Below are 16,412 nucleotides of genomic sequence, written 5' to 3' on the forward strand. Positions count from 1 at the left end.
TCATACCGCCCGCGGCGCAGCCGAACCAGTACACGCAAGGGGCAGGTCACAGCAGATAGCTGAAAAGAAAAGGGGCGCTCCGGCGGTACAAGGACCGACGGAGCGCCCCCGACATGGGCTAGATCAGAACCGCACCCCGGCCGAGAACTTCACCATGAACGGCGTTCCGACGATCGAACCGTTCGGGTTGTACGCGGCGGATACAGGTATCCCGTTGGTGCTGGTCGTAGTGATCGCCAACGGATCATAGTTCTTCCAGTTGAACAGGTTCAGTATGTCGACGCGGCCATAGGCGGTAACGCCGCTGACCAGGGTAAAGTTCTTGGTCAACTGCACGTCGATATCCTTGTAGCCAAGGAAATCGCTCGGCTTGAGGATGGCAATCCCTGCGGTGCCGCCACCAATGGAGTTGTACGGGTTACAGCCGGGGATGCCGGTATTGCAGCCATAGATCTGGCTGACCGACTGCGACGTCGCCAGCGACAGCTTGCCACCGAACTGAATGCCCCAGGGCAGATCATAGGTGCCCGCCACCACCAGCCGGTGCCGCGGCACGGCAGTCGACCGCTGCATCGGGTAGCCGTTGATCGTCGGATAGTCGAACATGTACATGTTCCCGGCCGACCCATAGGCGTAGGAGTTGTTCTGCGCCGCCGCCGAATAGGTGTAGGAGATAGTCGCACTCCAGCCCGATTCCTTGGTGTAGGGCTTCTGCGCCGCCAGAGAGACCTGGAGGTTGCGGTCCTTGAAGCCGTTGTCCCACAGGATCAGCGAGCCGATGCCCGGCACGCCCTGCGCACCCCACTGGCTGCCATTCTGGTAGAAGGCACCATTGGCATAGCGCGCACCCCAATGGCCGTAGATGCCGTCGTAGCTGGCAATGTAGGACAGGGTCGCCTGGGTGTTCCAGTCGCCGATCCGGTTGCGGATGCCCAGGCTGAACTGATCCGCATAGGGCGTCTTGATGTTGTTTCGGATCAGGTCGACTTCATGCGACGTCGGGCTGGTCTGCAACGTCGCCAGGCCCTGCGGCGTCAGATAGGCATCGTTCCACTGATAGCAGTGCCGGTTCGGGTCGATATCGGCCTGGGTCTTGCACTGGCCGCCGCCGAACGTGTCGTTCGTCTGCGCCGACGGGAAGAAGACCTGCGGGTTGTTGTTCAGCGCGATCTTGGTGGTTTCGAGCGCCAGCGTGCTGAACAGGTTGCGGTTGTACGAACGGGCATAGCCGCCGAACAGCACGAATGACCCGTCTTCGTGGAAGTCATAGGTGAAACCGATGCGCGGCGAGAAATTGTGCGGCGCCTTACGGTTGCTGCCGGTGCTGACATAATCGTTGATGTTGATCCCCGGCGCACCCGGCACGCTGGTGGCCAGCGCCTGGGCATAGGACGTGGTCGTGGTGCAGGTGGACGTTACCGGCGCGCAGTACGGCCCGTTGAGCGCCGCCACGACCGGCGATGGAGTCACGTAGTTCAGATAGGCCGGCACCTCTTCATGATCCCAGCGCAGGCCGAGATCGAAGGTCAGCTTGTTGTTAACCTGCCAGTTGTCCTGCACGTACAGGCTGTACTGCTTGTCGGTCGTCGTAACGTTCGGCGAGTAGCCGGGCACGACGTTCGCGAACTGGACCTGCCACGGCGTCTGACCGACACCTGCGGAGCTGACCGCATAATAATAGGTGGCATTGGCCAGGTCGGTGCTGGCATTCTGGGTCTTCAGCGTGATCGCGCCATAGCTGGCGCCGATCTTGATGGTGTGGTCCCCCATCCAATGCACGTTGGGGAAGGTAACGTTGTCGGCAAAGGTCCAGCCCTTCTGCCGGTTGACGATGCCGACGCCCGAGCCGGGACCTCCGACATTGATGATCGACGCGCTGTTCTGTTCGCTGTTGAACGCCGTGGGCGGATTCGGGAACCAGGAATATTGGAACTGCGGCGAAGCCTTGGTCGTCACCGCCGCCGAGTTGGAGTCCTGATAGGAGATCCGGAACTCGTTGACCCAATTGTCCGCGCTGTGCTGCCAGCGCATGTCGCCGCGCTTGACGTCGTTCTTGTACGGAACCGCGGTCGACGCGGCATTCTGCCCGCTCGCGCCGGTGATGTTGGTTTCCAGACGCAGGTTTCCGGTAAATTCGATCCGGTCGTTCGCGGTCGGCTCGACGTCGATCTTGCCGAAATAGAGGTTTTCCTTGAACGGGTTGGTCACCGCGCCGAACTGGTTCGACACGTTCTGGGGCAGCAATGCGATCGCAGAGGCCGGCACGGCACCGCTCGGGTAAACCGTGTTGGAGATAGCGAGACTCTTGTGCTCCCAGGTGAAGAAGAAGTGCGCGACGTCCTTTACGATCGGGCCGCCCAGCGCAGCGCCATATTCCTTGCTCGACTGGCTGGCCTTGGTGGTCTCGCCCGGCAGCGAGGCACGGAGATTCTGGTCGGTATAGTTGCCGAAAATCTCGCCGTGGAACTGGTTGGTGCCCGACTTGGTCTGGGCGATGATGATCGCGCTCGATGCATCGCCATATTCGGCGCTGTAGTTCGAGGTGACGACCTTGTACTCGCCAATGGCGAGCTGCGGGAACGGGTTACCGGGATCGCCATTGCCGTCCGAGCCACCGCTGCCGGTGAAGCCGGAGCCGGAGCCGCCGGTGCCACCGCCGCTGCCGACATAGTCCTTCCAGCTCACGCCATCGATATAGACGTTCGCCGCCGAATCGAGCTGGGCGCCGCCGCGAATCGACGTGTTGCCCTTCTGGTCGCGCGTGAAGGTCATGCCCGGCACGGTGTCGGCAAATTCGAGGAAGTTGCGCGTCGTCTGCGGCAGCGAGGCGATGTCGTGCAGCGACACGATCTGGTTGACCTGCGAGGAATGGACCTCGACCGTCGGACGACGGCCGACCACCACCACGGTGTCCTTGTCCGCCGCGCGCGCCGGTTCGAGATCGACGACCGAAACCGACGCCACCGCCAGGGTGACATCGGCGTCCAGCTTGTCGCCTGCAGTGACGTGATAATTACCGGCCGGCAGGCCTGCGATCACATAGGTGCCGTCGGCGCTGGCAGTCGTCTTGCGGACTGCGCCCGTGTCGACTTCCGTCACCATGACGGTCGCGCCCGCAGGCGCCTTGCCGCGCAGCGTCGATTGCGATGTCTGGGCATATGCCGGTGCAGAAACTGCCAGCGCGATGCTTACTGCCAGCGTGGAAATACCCGCCGCACACGCGCGCGTTCTATGCTTTACCATCCTCTCCCATTCCCCTTTACTTTTCGCTCTTGGAACATCGGCTTCGTGCCGCCGTCCAGAGGCGATTCCTGTTACCCAGAGTAACCGTTTACAACCGGTAGTAACCGGTTACAATAGCCGACAAGCCCCGCCTGTACGGTTGCGAATCACGTGTTGCGCGCAAGCCTCACCTGGCGCCGCGCAGCCCGTTGTCCCCAGGGAACACGGCAGCTTTCCTTCGCCGTTCGAATCGCCGCCGCTTTCACCAGAGCAGAGCATCACGCGCGAAGGAGAGGAACCATAATGCCATTGAAAACCACGATTAAATTCTGTGTTACGGCAGCATTGTCCGCCGGCATGGTCGCCGCGGCGTGCCCCGTCGCCCTGGCCATACCGGGACCGGAAGCAGCGCGGACCGTCTCTCTCAAATTGGGTGACAGCGATGTCATCCCGACCGGCAACGACTGGATCGCGCTCCCGTCCATCCAGGCCCGCGATGGTGCACTGCGAGATCTCAACATGATTTCGCTGCGATATCGCGGACTGATTGAAATGGCTGGCGCAGAAGGCAAACCATTGATGACGCCGTGCATCGAAATCGATGGTGTCGCGCGGCCGCTTTCGCAGTTGCAATGGAGTTTGCGCGACTATTGGATTCCCACAGCCACCATGGAAGCCGACGGCCTCCGCGTGCGGCTGACCTATGTCGCGCCGCCCGATGCCCGCGCCGCGGTGATCCGCTTTCAGGTCGACAACCGGCGCGGCCAGCCGGTGCGGGTGGCGCCGTGCATGGACGTGCACTGGGGCGAGACGCACCGGGTCACTTATTCGCCCGTGCCGCTCAGCGGCCGCCGCTGGTACACGCCGACGCCGATCGACGCCGACATGGCGATTTTCCACTATGGCACCGACGACAGCCATTTCGCCTGGGGCTTTTCCTATGTCGGTTCGCAGGCGACGGTGCGGAAGGAAGGCGATCCCGGCCTGCGCGCCGTGCATCCGCAGACGCTGGCGCCGGGTGCCGCGCTCGACATGCATTTCCTGATCGGCGGGGGGCTGGAGGAATATTCGGCTGCCTATGCGATGCGCGTGCTCGAAAAGGCGATCGACCGCTATGGCATGGACGGCGTGATCGACCGCGCCGCCGACGATGCGCATCGCCGCACCCGCACCACCGGCCGCGCCGACCTGGACCTGGTGATGAACCGCAACCTGCTGTTCACCACCTATTTCGCCTGGGGCCGCGCGATCGACACCGAGGATTTCGTCGGCATGACCTCGCGCTCCAACCGCTATTATGTCTCGGCCGCCTATTGGGACCGCGATGCGATGCTGTGGAGCTTCCCGGCGCTGCTCGATACCGATCCGGCCCGCGCCGCCGCCGCGCTCGACTATGCGCTGGGCATGCAGGCGCGCAACGCCGGCGTGCACAGCCGTTTCATCGACGGCATCGTCCTCGAAGAGGGGTTCGAGCTGGACGAACTGATCGCCCCGGTGATCGCGCTCGGCCAGTATCTCGATGCGACGCAGGACGGGACGATGCTCGAACGGCACCGCGCCGCGCTGGCATCGATCGCGACGCGCCTAGCCGAACAGCGCGACGCGAAGACCGGGCTCTATGCGACCTTCCAGGACGCGCAGGACGAATATATCCGAAAGCCCTTCTCGATTTCCGACAATGTGCTGACCTGGCAGGCGCTGCAGGCCCTCGCCGCCATCGCCACACGCGAAGGGCAGCCGGCGCGCGCCCGGGCCTTCCGCGACGAAGCCGCGCATCTCAAGGCCGCGATCCTGCGGTACGGCGTGCAGGCGGGTGCGCCCGGTGCCGACGGCCCGATCCTTGCCGCCACCGTCGACGGCAGCAGCGGCGACTTCATGGACGTGCCGCCGGGATCGCTGATGAAGCTGCCCTATATCGGCTTCCTCAGCGAAGACGATCCGCTGTTCCGGCGCACCTATGCCTGGCTGCACGGGCCGAACTATCGCTACAGCTTTGCCGGCCAGCGTTATGGCCTGCCCGGCAGCTACCGCCTTCCCTTTACCACCTCCTGGGCGGTGGCAGACCATCTGCGGCTGAAGGCAGGGCGCGCGCAGGCGCTGAAAATCCTGACCGAAAGCGCGTGGGACGGGGGCATCATGAGCGAGGGTGTCCGCCCGGAGGATGGCCAGCCCGACCATCAGGGCCTCGCCTTCGCGACCGCTGCCGGATACGTCGCCCACGCCATTTGCGAGCAATATTGCATCGACCGGCCGGCCCGGCGCTGACCCGAAGGGGCGGCGCGTTTCGTCGCGCCGCCTTGCCGCGGGATGCCTATTTTTTGTCGTCCGGTAGCGTGAAGTGCTGGGGAACGAAGCCGGGCAGGTCGCGATCGGTAAAGCCGATCACATAGAAGCGGCTGGGGCCGGTGCGATCGGGCACGAAGTCATTGTCGTTGGCGATGTAGAGCGTGTGGAGCATCTGCCCGCGACAGGCGACATCCGGCCCGAAGCTGAGCCCTTCGATCTTGGCGGGAATGTCGGTGGCGGCAATCCCCGCCTTGGTCAGCAGCGCCACCAGATCGAGGAACGGCGCGGCCGGCTTGGCCAGCATCTTCGCGGCAGCCGCCTTGCCGGACAGGGCGGTGATGTCGGCAGCCCCGGCAAGGTCGATCAGGAACAGCTGCTTCACCTTCGCGGCGCTGCCTTCGCCCAGCCCCTTATTGTCGCGCTCGTCGACCAGAAACTGATGGTCGTTGACCGCCACGATTTCGCTGACGCCCGATCCGGCGGTGAGCGGATAGCCATATTCGTGCGCCGCGCCGCTGGCGATGTCGACAGTGACGATCCGCAGCATCCGCGCACTTTCGGGATCGGCCTTGTCCTGCGCCAGCGGGCCTTGCAGCATCCCGACCAGCGTCTTGCCGTCGGGCGTGATCGCCAGCCCTTCCATCCCCTTGTTGGCGACGCGGCCCACCGGGTTGTTCGCAATCTCTGCCTTGCCGTGCGGCGACGGTTTGGCAATCGCCAGATTGGCAGGCAGCGCGAAGGTCTTGATCAGTGCCCCGGTGGCACGGTCGAACTGGCGCAGATAGGGGCCATATTCGTCCGACACGAACACGCTGCGGCCATCGCCCGCCACGCGCAGCCCCTCCGGGTCGAGCCGGGCGTCGGCAGGATTGGCCGAACTGCCCGCGCCGAAATTGTCGGAACGGCCGGTGAAATAATGGCGTGTGGGCGTGTTGATCCCCGGGGCACCGCCGCCCAGCGGCGCGCCATCGCTCCGCGCGCCGAGCCCCGTGCCGTCGCCATAGGCGAGCGGCGCCGGGCTCCACAGCAACGTCGTCGCGGTCAGCACCGGCTTGAGCGTGAAGGGCAGTGCCGCACCGGGTGCGGCGGGTGTCAGCACCATGTCGAGCGTATCGAAGCGCGATACGAACGACACCGTATCGTCGACCGCGGCGTTATAATCGGTGGCATTGGGTCCGCGATCCGGCGCGGCGAGGAAGTGGTTGCCGCCCGCCCAGGCGAGCGCGGAGCCGGTTCCGCCGAGCATATTGGCAGGCAGCCCGTTTTCCAGTCGATAGTCGAGCCCGGAAAGATCGACGCCCGTGCCGGCGCTGCTGCCAGCCAGCGTACCCTGTGCGAGCAGCACGACCTGCGCCTCGGCCGGGCTGGCCGCCGCCAGCACCCCGGCCGCGAGCCCTGCGAGCATTCGTAGCATTATCATTCCTTCCCGACCCGCGCCCCCGCAGCAGCGGGGCTACGCTGCCTGCATGACAGTTCGGCGACAAGCGGCGGCCGAGGCTTGCCCCGTGCAGGCGGCAGGCGTAGCCCCCGGCCATGCTCGACTCAGACACCGCCCTCGCCCCCGTTCTCGCCTGCGCCGACAGCCAGCTCGACGCCAGCCTCGACCGCCTGTTCGCGCTGATGCGCGTGCCGTCGATCTCCACCGATCCCGCCTATGCCGGCGACTGCCGCCGCGCCGCCGAACTGCTTGCGGCCGAACTGGCCGAACTCGGGTTCGACGCGCGGGTGGCCGACACGCCGGGGCATCCGATGGTGGTGGCGCATCATGACGGCGCCGGGCCGCACATCCTCTTCTACGGCCATTATGACGTGCAGCCGGTCGATCCGCTCGCTCTGTGGACCCGCGACCCGTTCGAGCCGTGGATCGACACCCGCGCCGATGGTGCCCGCACCGTGGTCGGGCGCGGCGCGTCGGACGACAAGGGCCAGCTCCGCACGTTCATCGAGGCATGCCGCGCCTGGAAGGACACGACCGGCACCCTGCCCTGCCGCGTCACCCTGCTGCTCGAAGGCGAAGAGGAATCGGGTTCGACCAGCCTCGAACCGTTCCTCCACGCCCATGCCGAAGAGCTGAAGGCCGATTTCGCGATGCTGTGCGACACGCTGATGTGGGACCATGACACGCCCGGCATCACCATCGGCCTGCGCGGGATGACCGCCGGCCAGGTGACGGTACGCGGGCCCTCGCGGGACCTGCATTCGGGCCTGTATGGCGGCCCGGCGCGTAACCCGATCCAGCTGCTGTGCAGCATTCTGGGCGAGATGAAGGATGCCGATGGCCGGGTGACGCTCGACGGCTTCTATGATGGCGTGCCGGAAGTCGACCCGGTGGTGCGGGCGAGTTGGGACGCGCTTGGCTTCGACGCCGATACCTTCCTCGGCGAAGTGGGCCTCAGCATTCCCGCCGGCGAAAAGGGCCATGACGTGCTCGAACAGAGCTGGTCGCGCCCGACCGCCGAAATCAACGGCATCTGGGGCGGCTATACCGGCGAGGGGTTCAAGACCGTGATCCCCGCCGAAGCCCATGCCAAGGTCAGCTTCCGGCTGGTCGGCACGCAGGATCCGGACAAGGTCTGGGCGGCGTTCGAGGCCCATGTCCGCAGCCGCCTGCCTGCCGATTGCTCGGCCGAGTTCGTCACGCGCGGCCCCGGCAATGCCGCCGTCACGCTTTCCAGCGACAGCGGCCCGCTCGTTGCAACGCGCGCGGCGCTGGATGCCGAATGGGGCAAGTCGGCGCTGCTCGGCTGCGGCGGGTCGATCCCGGTGGTCAATTCGATCCGCTCGATCCTGGGCATGGACAGCGTGATGGTCGGCTTCGCCCTGCCCGACGACAATATCCATTCGCCGAACGAGAAATATGCGCTGAAGAGCTTCCACAAGGGCATCCGCTCCTGGGTGCGCATCCTGGGCGCGCTCGGCGAAACCGCCGCCTGAGGGGCATTGACGCCATCGCGCGGACGCGGGATAGCGACGCCATGGTTCCCCTTTCGTTCGCCGGCCAGGATTTGCGTGCGCTGCCCGAAGGCGCGCTCTACTGGCCGGCGCGGCGCGCGCTGCTGGTCGCCGACCTGCATTTCGAGAAAGCAAGCTGGTTCGCGAAAGCTGGCCAGATGCTGCCGCCTTATGATTCGCTCGCGACGCTGCAGGCGCTGGGCGCGCTGGTCGAGCGGCTCGACCCCGCCGAGCTCTGGTGCCTGGGCGACAGCTTCCACGACGGCGAGGGGTGCGCGCGCCTGCCGGGCCCGGCGCGCGCGCTGCTGCTGGGCCTCACCGCACAGCTCGACTGGCACTGGATCACCGGCAATCATGATGCAGTGCTGGTCGATCATTGCGGCGGCACCGTGCACGAGGAAGCCGTGGTCAACGGGCTGGTGCTGCGCCACGAAGCTCAGGCGGGCGAGCCGCGGCCCGAGCTGTCGGGCCATTTCCACCCCAAGCTGCGCCTGACGGTACGCGGCCGCCATGTCGCCCGCCGCTGCTTCGTGGCGACGGCGACCAAGCTGATCCTGCCCGCCTTCGGCGCGCTCACCGGCGGGCTGGACGCCGGACACCCGGAAATCGTCCGCGCCGTAGGCCCGGGCGCCGAGGCACTGGTGGCAACCGAACACAAGCTGCTGCGCTTTCCGCTGGCGGCGTAGCGACGGTGGCGATCGGGCACGTCCGCTGCTAAAGCTCAAGGACCGCTTTTTGGGGGGCACGCTCCGATGAAATTTCGTGCAAGCCTGGCGCTCGCGACGCTGACCATCGCTTCGCCGTCGATTGCAGGGCAGGATTCAAATCCCTCCGCCGCTTTGCAGGCCATCGTGAACTCTGCTGGCTACACGCAGAATCTCCAGCGCCTCTTCGCCAACTTGCCGCCAGCCATATTCCAGCGTTGCGACCGTTTGGTCTCCGCTGGCTCTCAGGTAAAGATAATCGAGCCCGTAGCCTTTGCGGCCGACGGGTATCCCGTCTCGGGTCTTTGGCGACAAAGCTTTCCCGTTACGGGCTGCGGGAACGATACCACCATTAATTTCTATTTCCGCGGTCAGCCCGACGAGAAGATCGTCAGTATCGTCGGCGTTCCGGGCACCACACACGCAGACCTTGCGCTACAACGGGATGCCTTGAAGTTCGTGCACCTCGCGGTTCGGACCGCCATTAAGGACTGCGCCAGCATCGTCGTACGAGACAGCAAATATACGGGCGCTGCTGGCGCACGGCCGCACGCCTGGCAGGAGCAGTGGAGCGCCGCCGCCTGCGGCCACAGCGCGCAGGTGCTCGTCACGTTCGTACCCGACGCGACCGGTACGTCGATTTCAGTAGAGCCAGCGACGCTCGTCGACTGATCGCGGTCAAGACATCACGAACATTTCGCGTCGCCCGAGCCCATCTTGCTGACCGAGCATTGCGCGCCCCCAGTCAGCACGGCGTCGCCCGAGCCGACGATCGACACCGATGCCTTGCCGTGCACCGCCGCGGTCACATCGCCAGAGCCTGCAATCGACACGTCGGCAGCGGTAGCGGAAAGCCGCGCAGCCTTGATGTCACCCGAGCCGGCGATCGACGCATCGAGCCGGTCGGCCGTACCGACCGCGCTGAGGTTACCCGAACCGGCGATGCTGAGCGACAGCTTGTGCGCCTGCACCGCAGCGATGTTCAGATCGCCCGATCCGGCGACGGCGGCATCGAAATCCCCCTCGGCACGCGCCACGTCGAGCGTGCCCGAACCCGCCACGGCCGCGGCGGTCAGGCGCGGCAGGATGACGTGCACCGTCACACCGCGATCCGAATGGAACCAGCCGCTATGCTGCTTGCGGCCGATCTTCAGCTTGTCGCCCTCGACCCGGATGTCGAGCAGGTCGAGCGCCTTGGGGTCGCCCTCTGCCCGGACGGAGAAGCTGTTGCCGAGGCTGACATCGACATTGTCGGGGCCGCGCAATTCGACCTGCGTGAAGCCGGTGGCGGCGTAATTGCGATTGGCGCCGCCGCCGCTGACGGGTGCGGCCTTGCCGCCTTCCCAGCTCGCGTGGCAACCCGTGGCCAGCGGCAACAAAGCAGCGGTGAGCAACAGGCGCATTCCGATCCTCCTCATCCTTGTGTGTTGCCGCGATAATACACAATCAAATGCCCAACGAAAAGGGGGCGCGGCACCATGGCCTCGCCCCCTTTTGCTCCGACCCTTCGGGTTCGCGCCTCAGGCGGGAACCTTGTCCTTGTTATGGATCGCTGCGGCCTTGCGCAGGATGTCCAGGATCTTTTCCAGCGCCGCCGGCTCGTCGATTTCTTCCATCGCGGCGAGTTCGCGGGCGAGGCGGCTGGCCGCGCCTTCGAATATCTGCCGTTCGGAATAGCTCTGCTCGGGCTGGTCGTCGGCGCGGAACAGGTCGCGGACCACTTCGGCGATCGAAACCAGGTCGCCCGAATTGATCTTCGCTTCATATTCCTGGGCGCGGCGCGACCACATGGTGCGCTTTACCTTCGGCTTGCCCTTCAGCGTATCGAGCGCTTCCTTGAGCGTCTTGTCGCTGGAAAGCTTGCGCATCCCCACGCTCTCGGCCTTGTTGGTCGGTACGCGCAGGGTCATTTTTTCTTTTTCGAAACGCAGGACGTAGAGTTCGAGCTGCATCCCAGCAATTTCCTGCTTTTGCAGCTCGATCACACGGCCCACGCCGTGCTTGGGGTAAACGACATAATCGCCGACATCGAAGGACAGCGCCTTGGCAGCCATGTGCGAGGAACCTTTCGTGAATTACCGACCCCGATCGATTACGGCGCAGGTCCGGCCGCGCGTGGCGCGTCGAACAAGCGGGACTCGGGGCATACGCTAGCGTCTCCGGGCGAAGGCGAGTCTTTGCCTTCGTCGCCGGCTATTTAACACGCTCGTAATAAAATTACCAGCCAAACGTCACCATCGCTGCGCAGAAAACTGCACAACGGCGCAGGATTGTCCCATATTGGTCTTGTCGGCGGCCGGCGATGCGAATCGCCGGCGCGATCAATCGCCCTTGCCAGGGTTGGCCGAGAAATATTTGTCGAACTTGTCGGTCTCGTTCTTCATCGCATCCGCATCGGCCGGCGCTTCGCCCTTCTGGGTGATGTTCGGCCACTGCTCAGAATATACCCGATTGAGCTCCAGCCACTTTTCCAGGCCGTTCTCGGTATCGGGAAGAATCGCCTCGGCCGGGCATTCGGGCTCGCAGACGCCGCAATCGATGCATTCGTTCGGATTGATGACGAGCATGTTCTCGCCTTCATAGAAGCAGTCGACCGGGCACACCTCGACACAATCCATGTACTTGCACCGGATGCAGGCGTCGGTGACGACATAGGTCATGGGAGAAACGGTCCTTGGTTGCGATCGAAGAAATGCCGGCCCTGCTATGCGCCGCTGCCGCGCACGTCAATCAGCTGTGGCAGCTTCGGCGGGATTATCGGTGATCAGGTCTTCGTAGCAGCCGCGTGCTTCGGCGGGCGGGCCCCGCCTGACGGGCAGCGCAACGACGCGGAGCACGCGTACCTTGCCGTATAGCGGGAAGGCCAGCACCGACCCCACCCGCACCGGCGCCGCCGATCGCTCGATCCGCCGCCCGTCGAGCCGGAGCCGCCCCTGTTCGCAGATCGCCTGCGCGGCGCTGCGCGTCTTGGCGATCCGCGCATGCCAGAGAAAGCGGTCGAGCCGCATCGCCCCCTCAGCCATTGCGCAGCACTGCCAGCGCGGCAAAGGCGTTGCCGGGCACCGCCGCCGGCCTGGGCTTGGCGAGCGGCGTGAGCCCCTGCCAGATCCAGCGTTGCGGCGCTTCGCCCTCGCCGCGCGCGGTGCGGAAGCCAAGCTGCGCCATCAGCCGCGCCAGCGTGTCGGGGGTGATACCGATCGAGGTGGCGAGCGCGGGATCGGGTGCGAAGGGCTTGCGCCCCTGGCGCGAGTCGTGCGCTGCCCGCGCAATCCGCTCGACCAGATCGACCCGCACCGCCTGCGCGCCGAACGGGCGGAAGCCATGGATCAGATCGGCACCGGCGGCATCGCGCGGCAACACTACTGCGCTGGGCGATGGGCCGTCGCCCAGCCCCATCAGCGCCCGCCGCCGCACCGCCGCTTTCGCCTTGAGCAGCGAGGGCGCGAAAATGTCGAGCGTGCCGATCGTCATGCCGATGGTGCGCAGCCGCTTGCGCGCTGTGGCGTCGAGCGCCTCCACCATCGCGCCCGCCGCACGGCGCGGCAGCATGCCGCCCGCCTCGAGCAGCGCATTCGCCAGCGCCCGCAGCGGCGCGCCCGCTTCGGGCTCGCGCGTGATCGCATCGAGCCTGGCGAGAACCGGCAGATCGGCACGCACGCGGTCGGCAAACCAGCGCTCGAGCCGCGCCTGCACCGCCGCCTTCGCCTGCGGATCGAGCACGTCGAGCGCGCGATCGAGCTGGACGCGCGGCCGCACCATGTTCGCGCCGGGCTTGAGCAGCGCGATGCCATGGCCGCGCCACAGCAGCATCGCGCCCTCCTGCGCCAGTTCCGCATCGGGTGCCTCGGCGAGCGCCGCACCGCGGCGGCGATATTCGCCCGCCAGCCGCTTTTCGGCTGCGGCGAGCAGCATCCTTTTGTCGCCCGCCCGCGCTTCGGGCGCGACGCTGAAGCGGAAGCCCTCGAGCCGGCCGAGCGGATGGTCCTCGACCGTCACTTCGCCCTCCGGCCCGATCGTCACCGGCAGCGCGCTGGCATCGCTGCCGATCTGGCGCAGCAGCACGGTGGTGCGCTTGTCGACGAAGCGCTGGGTCAGGCTGGCATGGAGCGCATCGGACAGCCGCTCCTCGATCGCGCGGGTGCGTTCGGCCCAGTGCGCCGGGTCTTCCAGCCAGTCGGCGCGATGGGCGATATAGGCCCAGCTCCGCGCTGCGGCGATGCGCCCGGCCAGCGTCTCGACATCGCCTCCCATATTGTCGAGCCGCTGGATTTCGTCGGCGAACCATTGGTGCGGCACATGGCCGCGCCCCTCGGACAGATGGCCGAAGACCCGCCCGACGAACCGGGCATGGGGATCGACGCCCAGCTTGCGGAAATCGGGCAGGCCGCACGCCGCCCAGAGCCGCGCGACCATGCGCGGATGGCGCACCCGGGCGCGCACCCAATCCTCCTCGGCCAGCCGCTTGAGCACGGCAAGGTCGATCGCCTGCGGGGCGGCGCGGAGCACGTCGGACTGCGGCCTGGCCTCCAGACTGTCGACCAGCGCGTCTATGCTCGAAAAATCGGGCTCGCCCTCGCGCCAATAGAGATGCTCGAGACGCGGCACCTGATGCCCCTCGATCGCCAGCACTTCCTCGGGCGTGAAGGCATCGGGACCCTCCTCGTGCAGCGCACCGAAGCTGCCGTCTTTCTGGTGGCGGCCGGCGCGGCCGGCGATCTGCGCCATCTCGGCAATCGTCAGCCGGCGCTGGCGCCGCCCGTCGAATTTGTAGAGCGAGGCAAAGGCGACATGGTGGACATCCATGTTGAGCCCCATGCCGATCGCGTCGGTGGCGACGAGGTAATCGACTTCGCCGGCCTGGAACATCGCCACCTGGGCGTTGCGGGTGCGGGGGCTGAGCGCGCCCATCACCACCGCTGCCCCGCCGCGCAGCCGCCGCAGCGCCTCTGCCACGGCATAGACTTCTTCCGCCGAGAAGGCGACGATCGCCGAGCGGCGCGGCAGGCGGGAGAGTTTCTTGGCGCCCGCATAGCTGAGCGTCGAAAAGCGCGGCCGGCCGATCACTTCCGCTTCGGGCACCAGCGCCTTCAGCATCGGGCGCAGACTGTCCGACCCCAGGATCATCGTCTCTTCCCGGCCGCGCGCGCGCAGCAGCCGGTCGGTAAACACATGGCCACGCTCCGGATCGGCGCCGAGCTGCGCCTCGTCGAGCGCGACGAACGCCAGTTCGCGCTCCAGCGGCATGCTTTCCGCCGTACAGCAGAACCAGCGCGCCTTGGGCGGCAGTATCTTTTCCTCGCCGGTGATCAGCGCGACTTCGTTCGGCCCCTTCATCCGGACGACACGGTCATAGACTTCGCGCGCCAGCAGCCGCAGCGGAAAGCCGATCATGCCGCTGGCATGGCCGCACAACCGCTCGACGGCCAGATGGGTCTTGCCGGTGTTGGTCGGCCCAAGCACCGCCGTGACGGGTGAACGCGCGAACTGGCTCATCGTGCTCCCAAGATCGTTCCGGACGAGCCCTTAGGCAACTCCCACCAATTGCGTTTTGCATATGCGGATGGTTAATCCACGACAGTTTCGCGCGCCGACGCCCTTTCGCCCCGCGCGCAGCACGGGCTATCGCAGCGCCACCCGCATCACAGGGTACTTAATTTGACTTTAAACCCTCAATTTTACACTGATTCGTCGTCGCCCGGGGGATTTGGCGGCGACGATGTGTGGGATTGGGGGCAGTACGCCTTGTTCTTTCGCGACGATCATGGTTCGGGACTGGCCGGCGGCGGCGGTACCGTAGCGTCGCGCGCACTGGCGATCGCACCCCCGCCGAAGCTGTCGTTCGGCCCGCTGCAGCACTGGCTTTCCGAAATCGATTTCGTGCCGGACCTGGGCGCCGATATCGGCAGCCGGACCTGGTTTCGGGGCCTCGCGACCTGCCTTGGCCTGTGCGGCGCCACGATATTGCTCGCGCCGGGCTTTGAGCGCCCCGTGCTCGGCGCAGTGCCTGCGCCGCTGGCAGGCGCAGACCGCATTGCCGCGCAGGCACAGGCGATCCGCCCGCTTTCGCAAGGCTCCGCGACCGGCGTGCACGTCGCTGCCACCAAGGCCGTCGAGCCGCTGACCGACACGCCCGAACGGCCGATGATTCCGGTAACTGCCAAGCTTGCCTCGGGCGACATGCTGCTCGGCGTGCTGCAGCGCTCGGGCGTCGGCAAGACCGACGCCGCCGCCGTGCGGACGCTGGTGGCGCAGGCGATGGCGCCATCGGCCATCCAGCGCAACACGCTGCTCGACATGACGCTGGGCCGCCGCACCGACAAGTCGCAGCCCCGCCCGCTCGAGCATCTCGCCTTCCGCGCCGCCTTCGACAAGCGACTGGAAGTGGTGCGTAGCGGCGGCACCCTGTCGCTCAAGGAAATCCCGATCGCGATCGACCATACGCCGCTGCGCGTCCAGGGTCTGGTCGGATCGAGCCTCTATCGTTCGGCCCGCGCTGCCGGCGCGCCCGCCAAGGCCGTCGAAAGCTTCCTGCGCACCGTCGCCAGCCGCGTGCCGGTGTCGCATCTCGGCTCGGGCTGCAAGTTCGACCTGATCCTCGGCCAGGCGCGCGCCGCCACCGGCGAAGTGCAATATGGCTCGCTGATGTACGCCGGCATCACCGGCTGCGCGAGCAGCGTGAAGCTGGTGCCGTGGGAAAGCGACGGCAAGACCGAGTGGTTCGACGCCTCCGGCAAGGGCAATCGCAGCGGCATGATGGCCATGCCGGTCAATGGCCGCTTCTCCTCGGCGTTCGGCATGCGGATGCATCCGATCCTCGGCTATACCCGCATGCACAAGGGTATCGACATCGCCGCCCCCTGGGGCTCGCCGGTGTTCGCGGCGGCCGATGGTGTCGTCCGCATCGCTGCGCGCTCGTCGGGCTATGGCAATCTGGTGCGCATCGACCATGGCCAGGGCTTCGGCACCGGCTATGCCCATCTCAGCCGCATCCTGGTGCATCCCGGCCAATATGTCCGGCGCGGCCAGCAGATCGCCGCCAGCGGCAATTCGGGCCTGTCGACCGGCCCGCACCTCCATTTCGAGACGACCCGAAACGGCGTCGCGGTCAACCCCCGTGCCGTCTCGTTCAGCACGGTGCACCAGCTGACCGGCAGCGCGCTCGGCGCCTTCCGCGCCAAGCTGAACCAGTTGCTCGCCGTGCCGGTGGGCCATGGCGCCCAGCGCGAAGACGATAGCGACGATTGATCG

12 protein-coding genes are annotated in these 16,412 nt (G+C 66.2%); 5 read left to right on the forward strand and 7 right to left on the reverse strand.

Annotation, left to right across the window (positions count from 1 at the left end):
• Positions 1-123: 123 nt before the first annotated feature.
• Positions 124-3,243 carry a TonB-dependent receptor gene (locus tag ACT53M_RS08245; protein WP_476232637.1) on the reverse strand — a complete coding sequence of 1,040 codons (3,120 nt, stop codon included), beginning with the start codon at positions 3,241-3,243 and terminating at the stop codon, positions 124-126.
• A 282-nt stretch (positions 3,244-3,525) separates the two neighbouring features.
• Here ACT53M_RS08245 and ACT53M_RS08250 point away from each other — a divergent pair, with 282 nt between their 5' ends.
• Entirely contained in the window at positions 3,526-5,487 is a 1,962-nt protein-coding gene (locus tag ACT53M_RS08250) for a glycoside hydrolase family 125 protein (protein WP_476232638.1), read from the forward strand.
• 46 nt (positions 5,488-5,533) lie between these two features.
• Here ACT53M_RS08250 and ACT53M_RS08255 read toward each other — a convergent pair whose 3' ends face one another.
• Positions 5,534-6,922: an esterase-like activity of phytase family protein gene (locus ACT53M_RS08255; protein WP_476232640.1), complete on the reverse strand. Its 1,389-nt coding sequence runs from the start codon at positions 6,920-6,922 to the stop codon at positions 5,534-5,536.
• Between the two features lie 119 nt (positions 6,923-7,041).
• Here ACT53M_RS08255 and ACT53M_RS08260 point away from each other — a divergent pair, with 119 nt between their 5' ends.
• From ACT53M_RS08260 to ACT53M_RS08270, 3 genes are all read left to right on the forward strand, one after another.
• On the forward strand, positions 7,042-8,442 hold the full coding sequence (locus ACT53M_RS08260) for a M20/M25/M40 family metallo-hydrolase (protein ID WP_476232641.1): 1,401 nt from the start codon (positions 7,042-7,044) through the stop codon (positions 8,440-8,442).
• Positions 8,443-8,483: 41 nt separating this feature from the next.
• Positions 8,484-9,146: a ligase-associated DNA damage response endonuclease PdeM gene (gene pdeM, locus ACT53M_RS08265; RefSeq protein ID WP_476232642.1), complete on the forward strand. Its 663-nt coding sequence runs from the start codon at positions 8,484-8,486 to the stop codon at positions 9,144-9,146.
• A gap of 66 nt (positions 9,147-9,212) precedes the next feature.
• The gene (locus tag ACT53M_RS08270; RefSeq protein WP_476232643.1) at positions 9,213-9,836 is read left to right on the forward strand and encodes a hypothetical protein; all 624 of its coding nucleotides are present in this window, start codon (positions 9,213-9,215) and stop codon (positions 9,834-9,836) included.
• Between the two features lie 14 nt (positions 9,837-9,850).
• Here the strand turns inward: ACT53M_RS08270 and ACT53M_RS08275 are convergent, their stop codons facing one another.
• The 5 genes from ACT53M_RS08275 to ACT53M_RS08295 all read right to left on the reverse strand — a co-directional run bounded on the left by ACT53M_RS08275 (position 9,851) and on the right by ACT53M_RS08295 (position 14,657).
• The gene (locus ACT53M_RS08275; protein ID WP_476232644.1) at positions 9,851-10,567 is read right to left on the reverse strand and encodes a head GIN domain-containing protein; all 717 of its coding nucleotides are present in this window, start codon (positions 10,565-10,567) and stop codon (positions 9,851-9,853) included.
• Positions 10,568-10,684: 117 nt separating this feature from the next.
• Positions 10,685-11,218, reverse strand: a complete 534-nt coding sequence (locus ACT53M_RS08280) for a CarD family transcriptional regulator (RefSeq protein WP_010545041.1) — start codon at positions 11,216-11,218, stop codon at positions 10,685-10,687.
• Positions 11,219-11,485: 267 nt separating this feature from the next.
• Positions 11,486-11,824 (reverse strand): ferredoxin FdxA, encoded by a 339-nt coding sequence (fdxA, locus tag ACT53M_RS08285; protein WP_476228539.1) that lies wholly within the window; start codon positions 11,822-11,824, stop codon positions 11,486-11,488.
• 66 nt (positions 11,825-11,890) lie between these two features.
• The gene (locus ACT53M_RS08290) at positions 11,891-12,187 is read right to left on the reverse strand and encodes an RNA-binding S4 domain-containing protein (protein WP_476232645.1); all 297 of its coding nucleotides are present in this window, start codon (positions 12,185-12,187) and stop codon (positions 11,891-11,893) included.
• A complete protein-coding gene (locus tag ACT53M_RS08295; protein WP_476232646.1) occupies positions 12,180-14,657 on the reverse strand; it encodes a helicase-related protein in 2,478 nt (825 codons plus the stop codon). Before ACT53M_RS08295 ends, ACT53M_RS08290 begins: the two co-directional genes overlap by 8 nt.
• A gap of 249 nt (positions 14,658-14,906) precedes the next feature.
• On the opposite strand from ACT53M_RS08295, the gene ACT53M_RS08300 reads away from it, so the two are divergent.
• Positions 14,907-16,409: a M23 family metallopeptidase gene (locus ACT53M_RS08300; protein WP_476232647.1), complete on the forward strand. Its 1,503-nt coding sequence runs from the start codon at positions 14,907-14,909 to the stop codon at positions 16,407-16,409.
• Positions 16,410-16,412: the final 3 nt, after the last annotated feature.

This window comes from Sphingomonas sp. DMC6 (genome assembly GCF_056314225.1).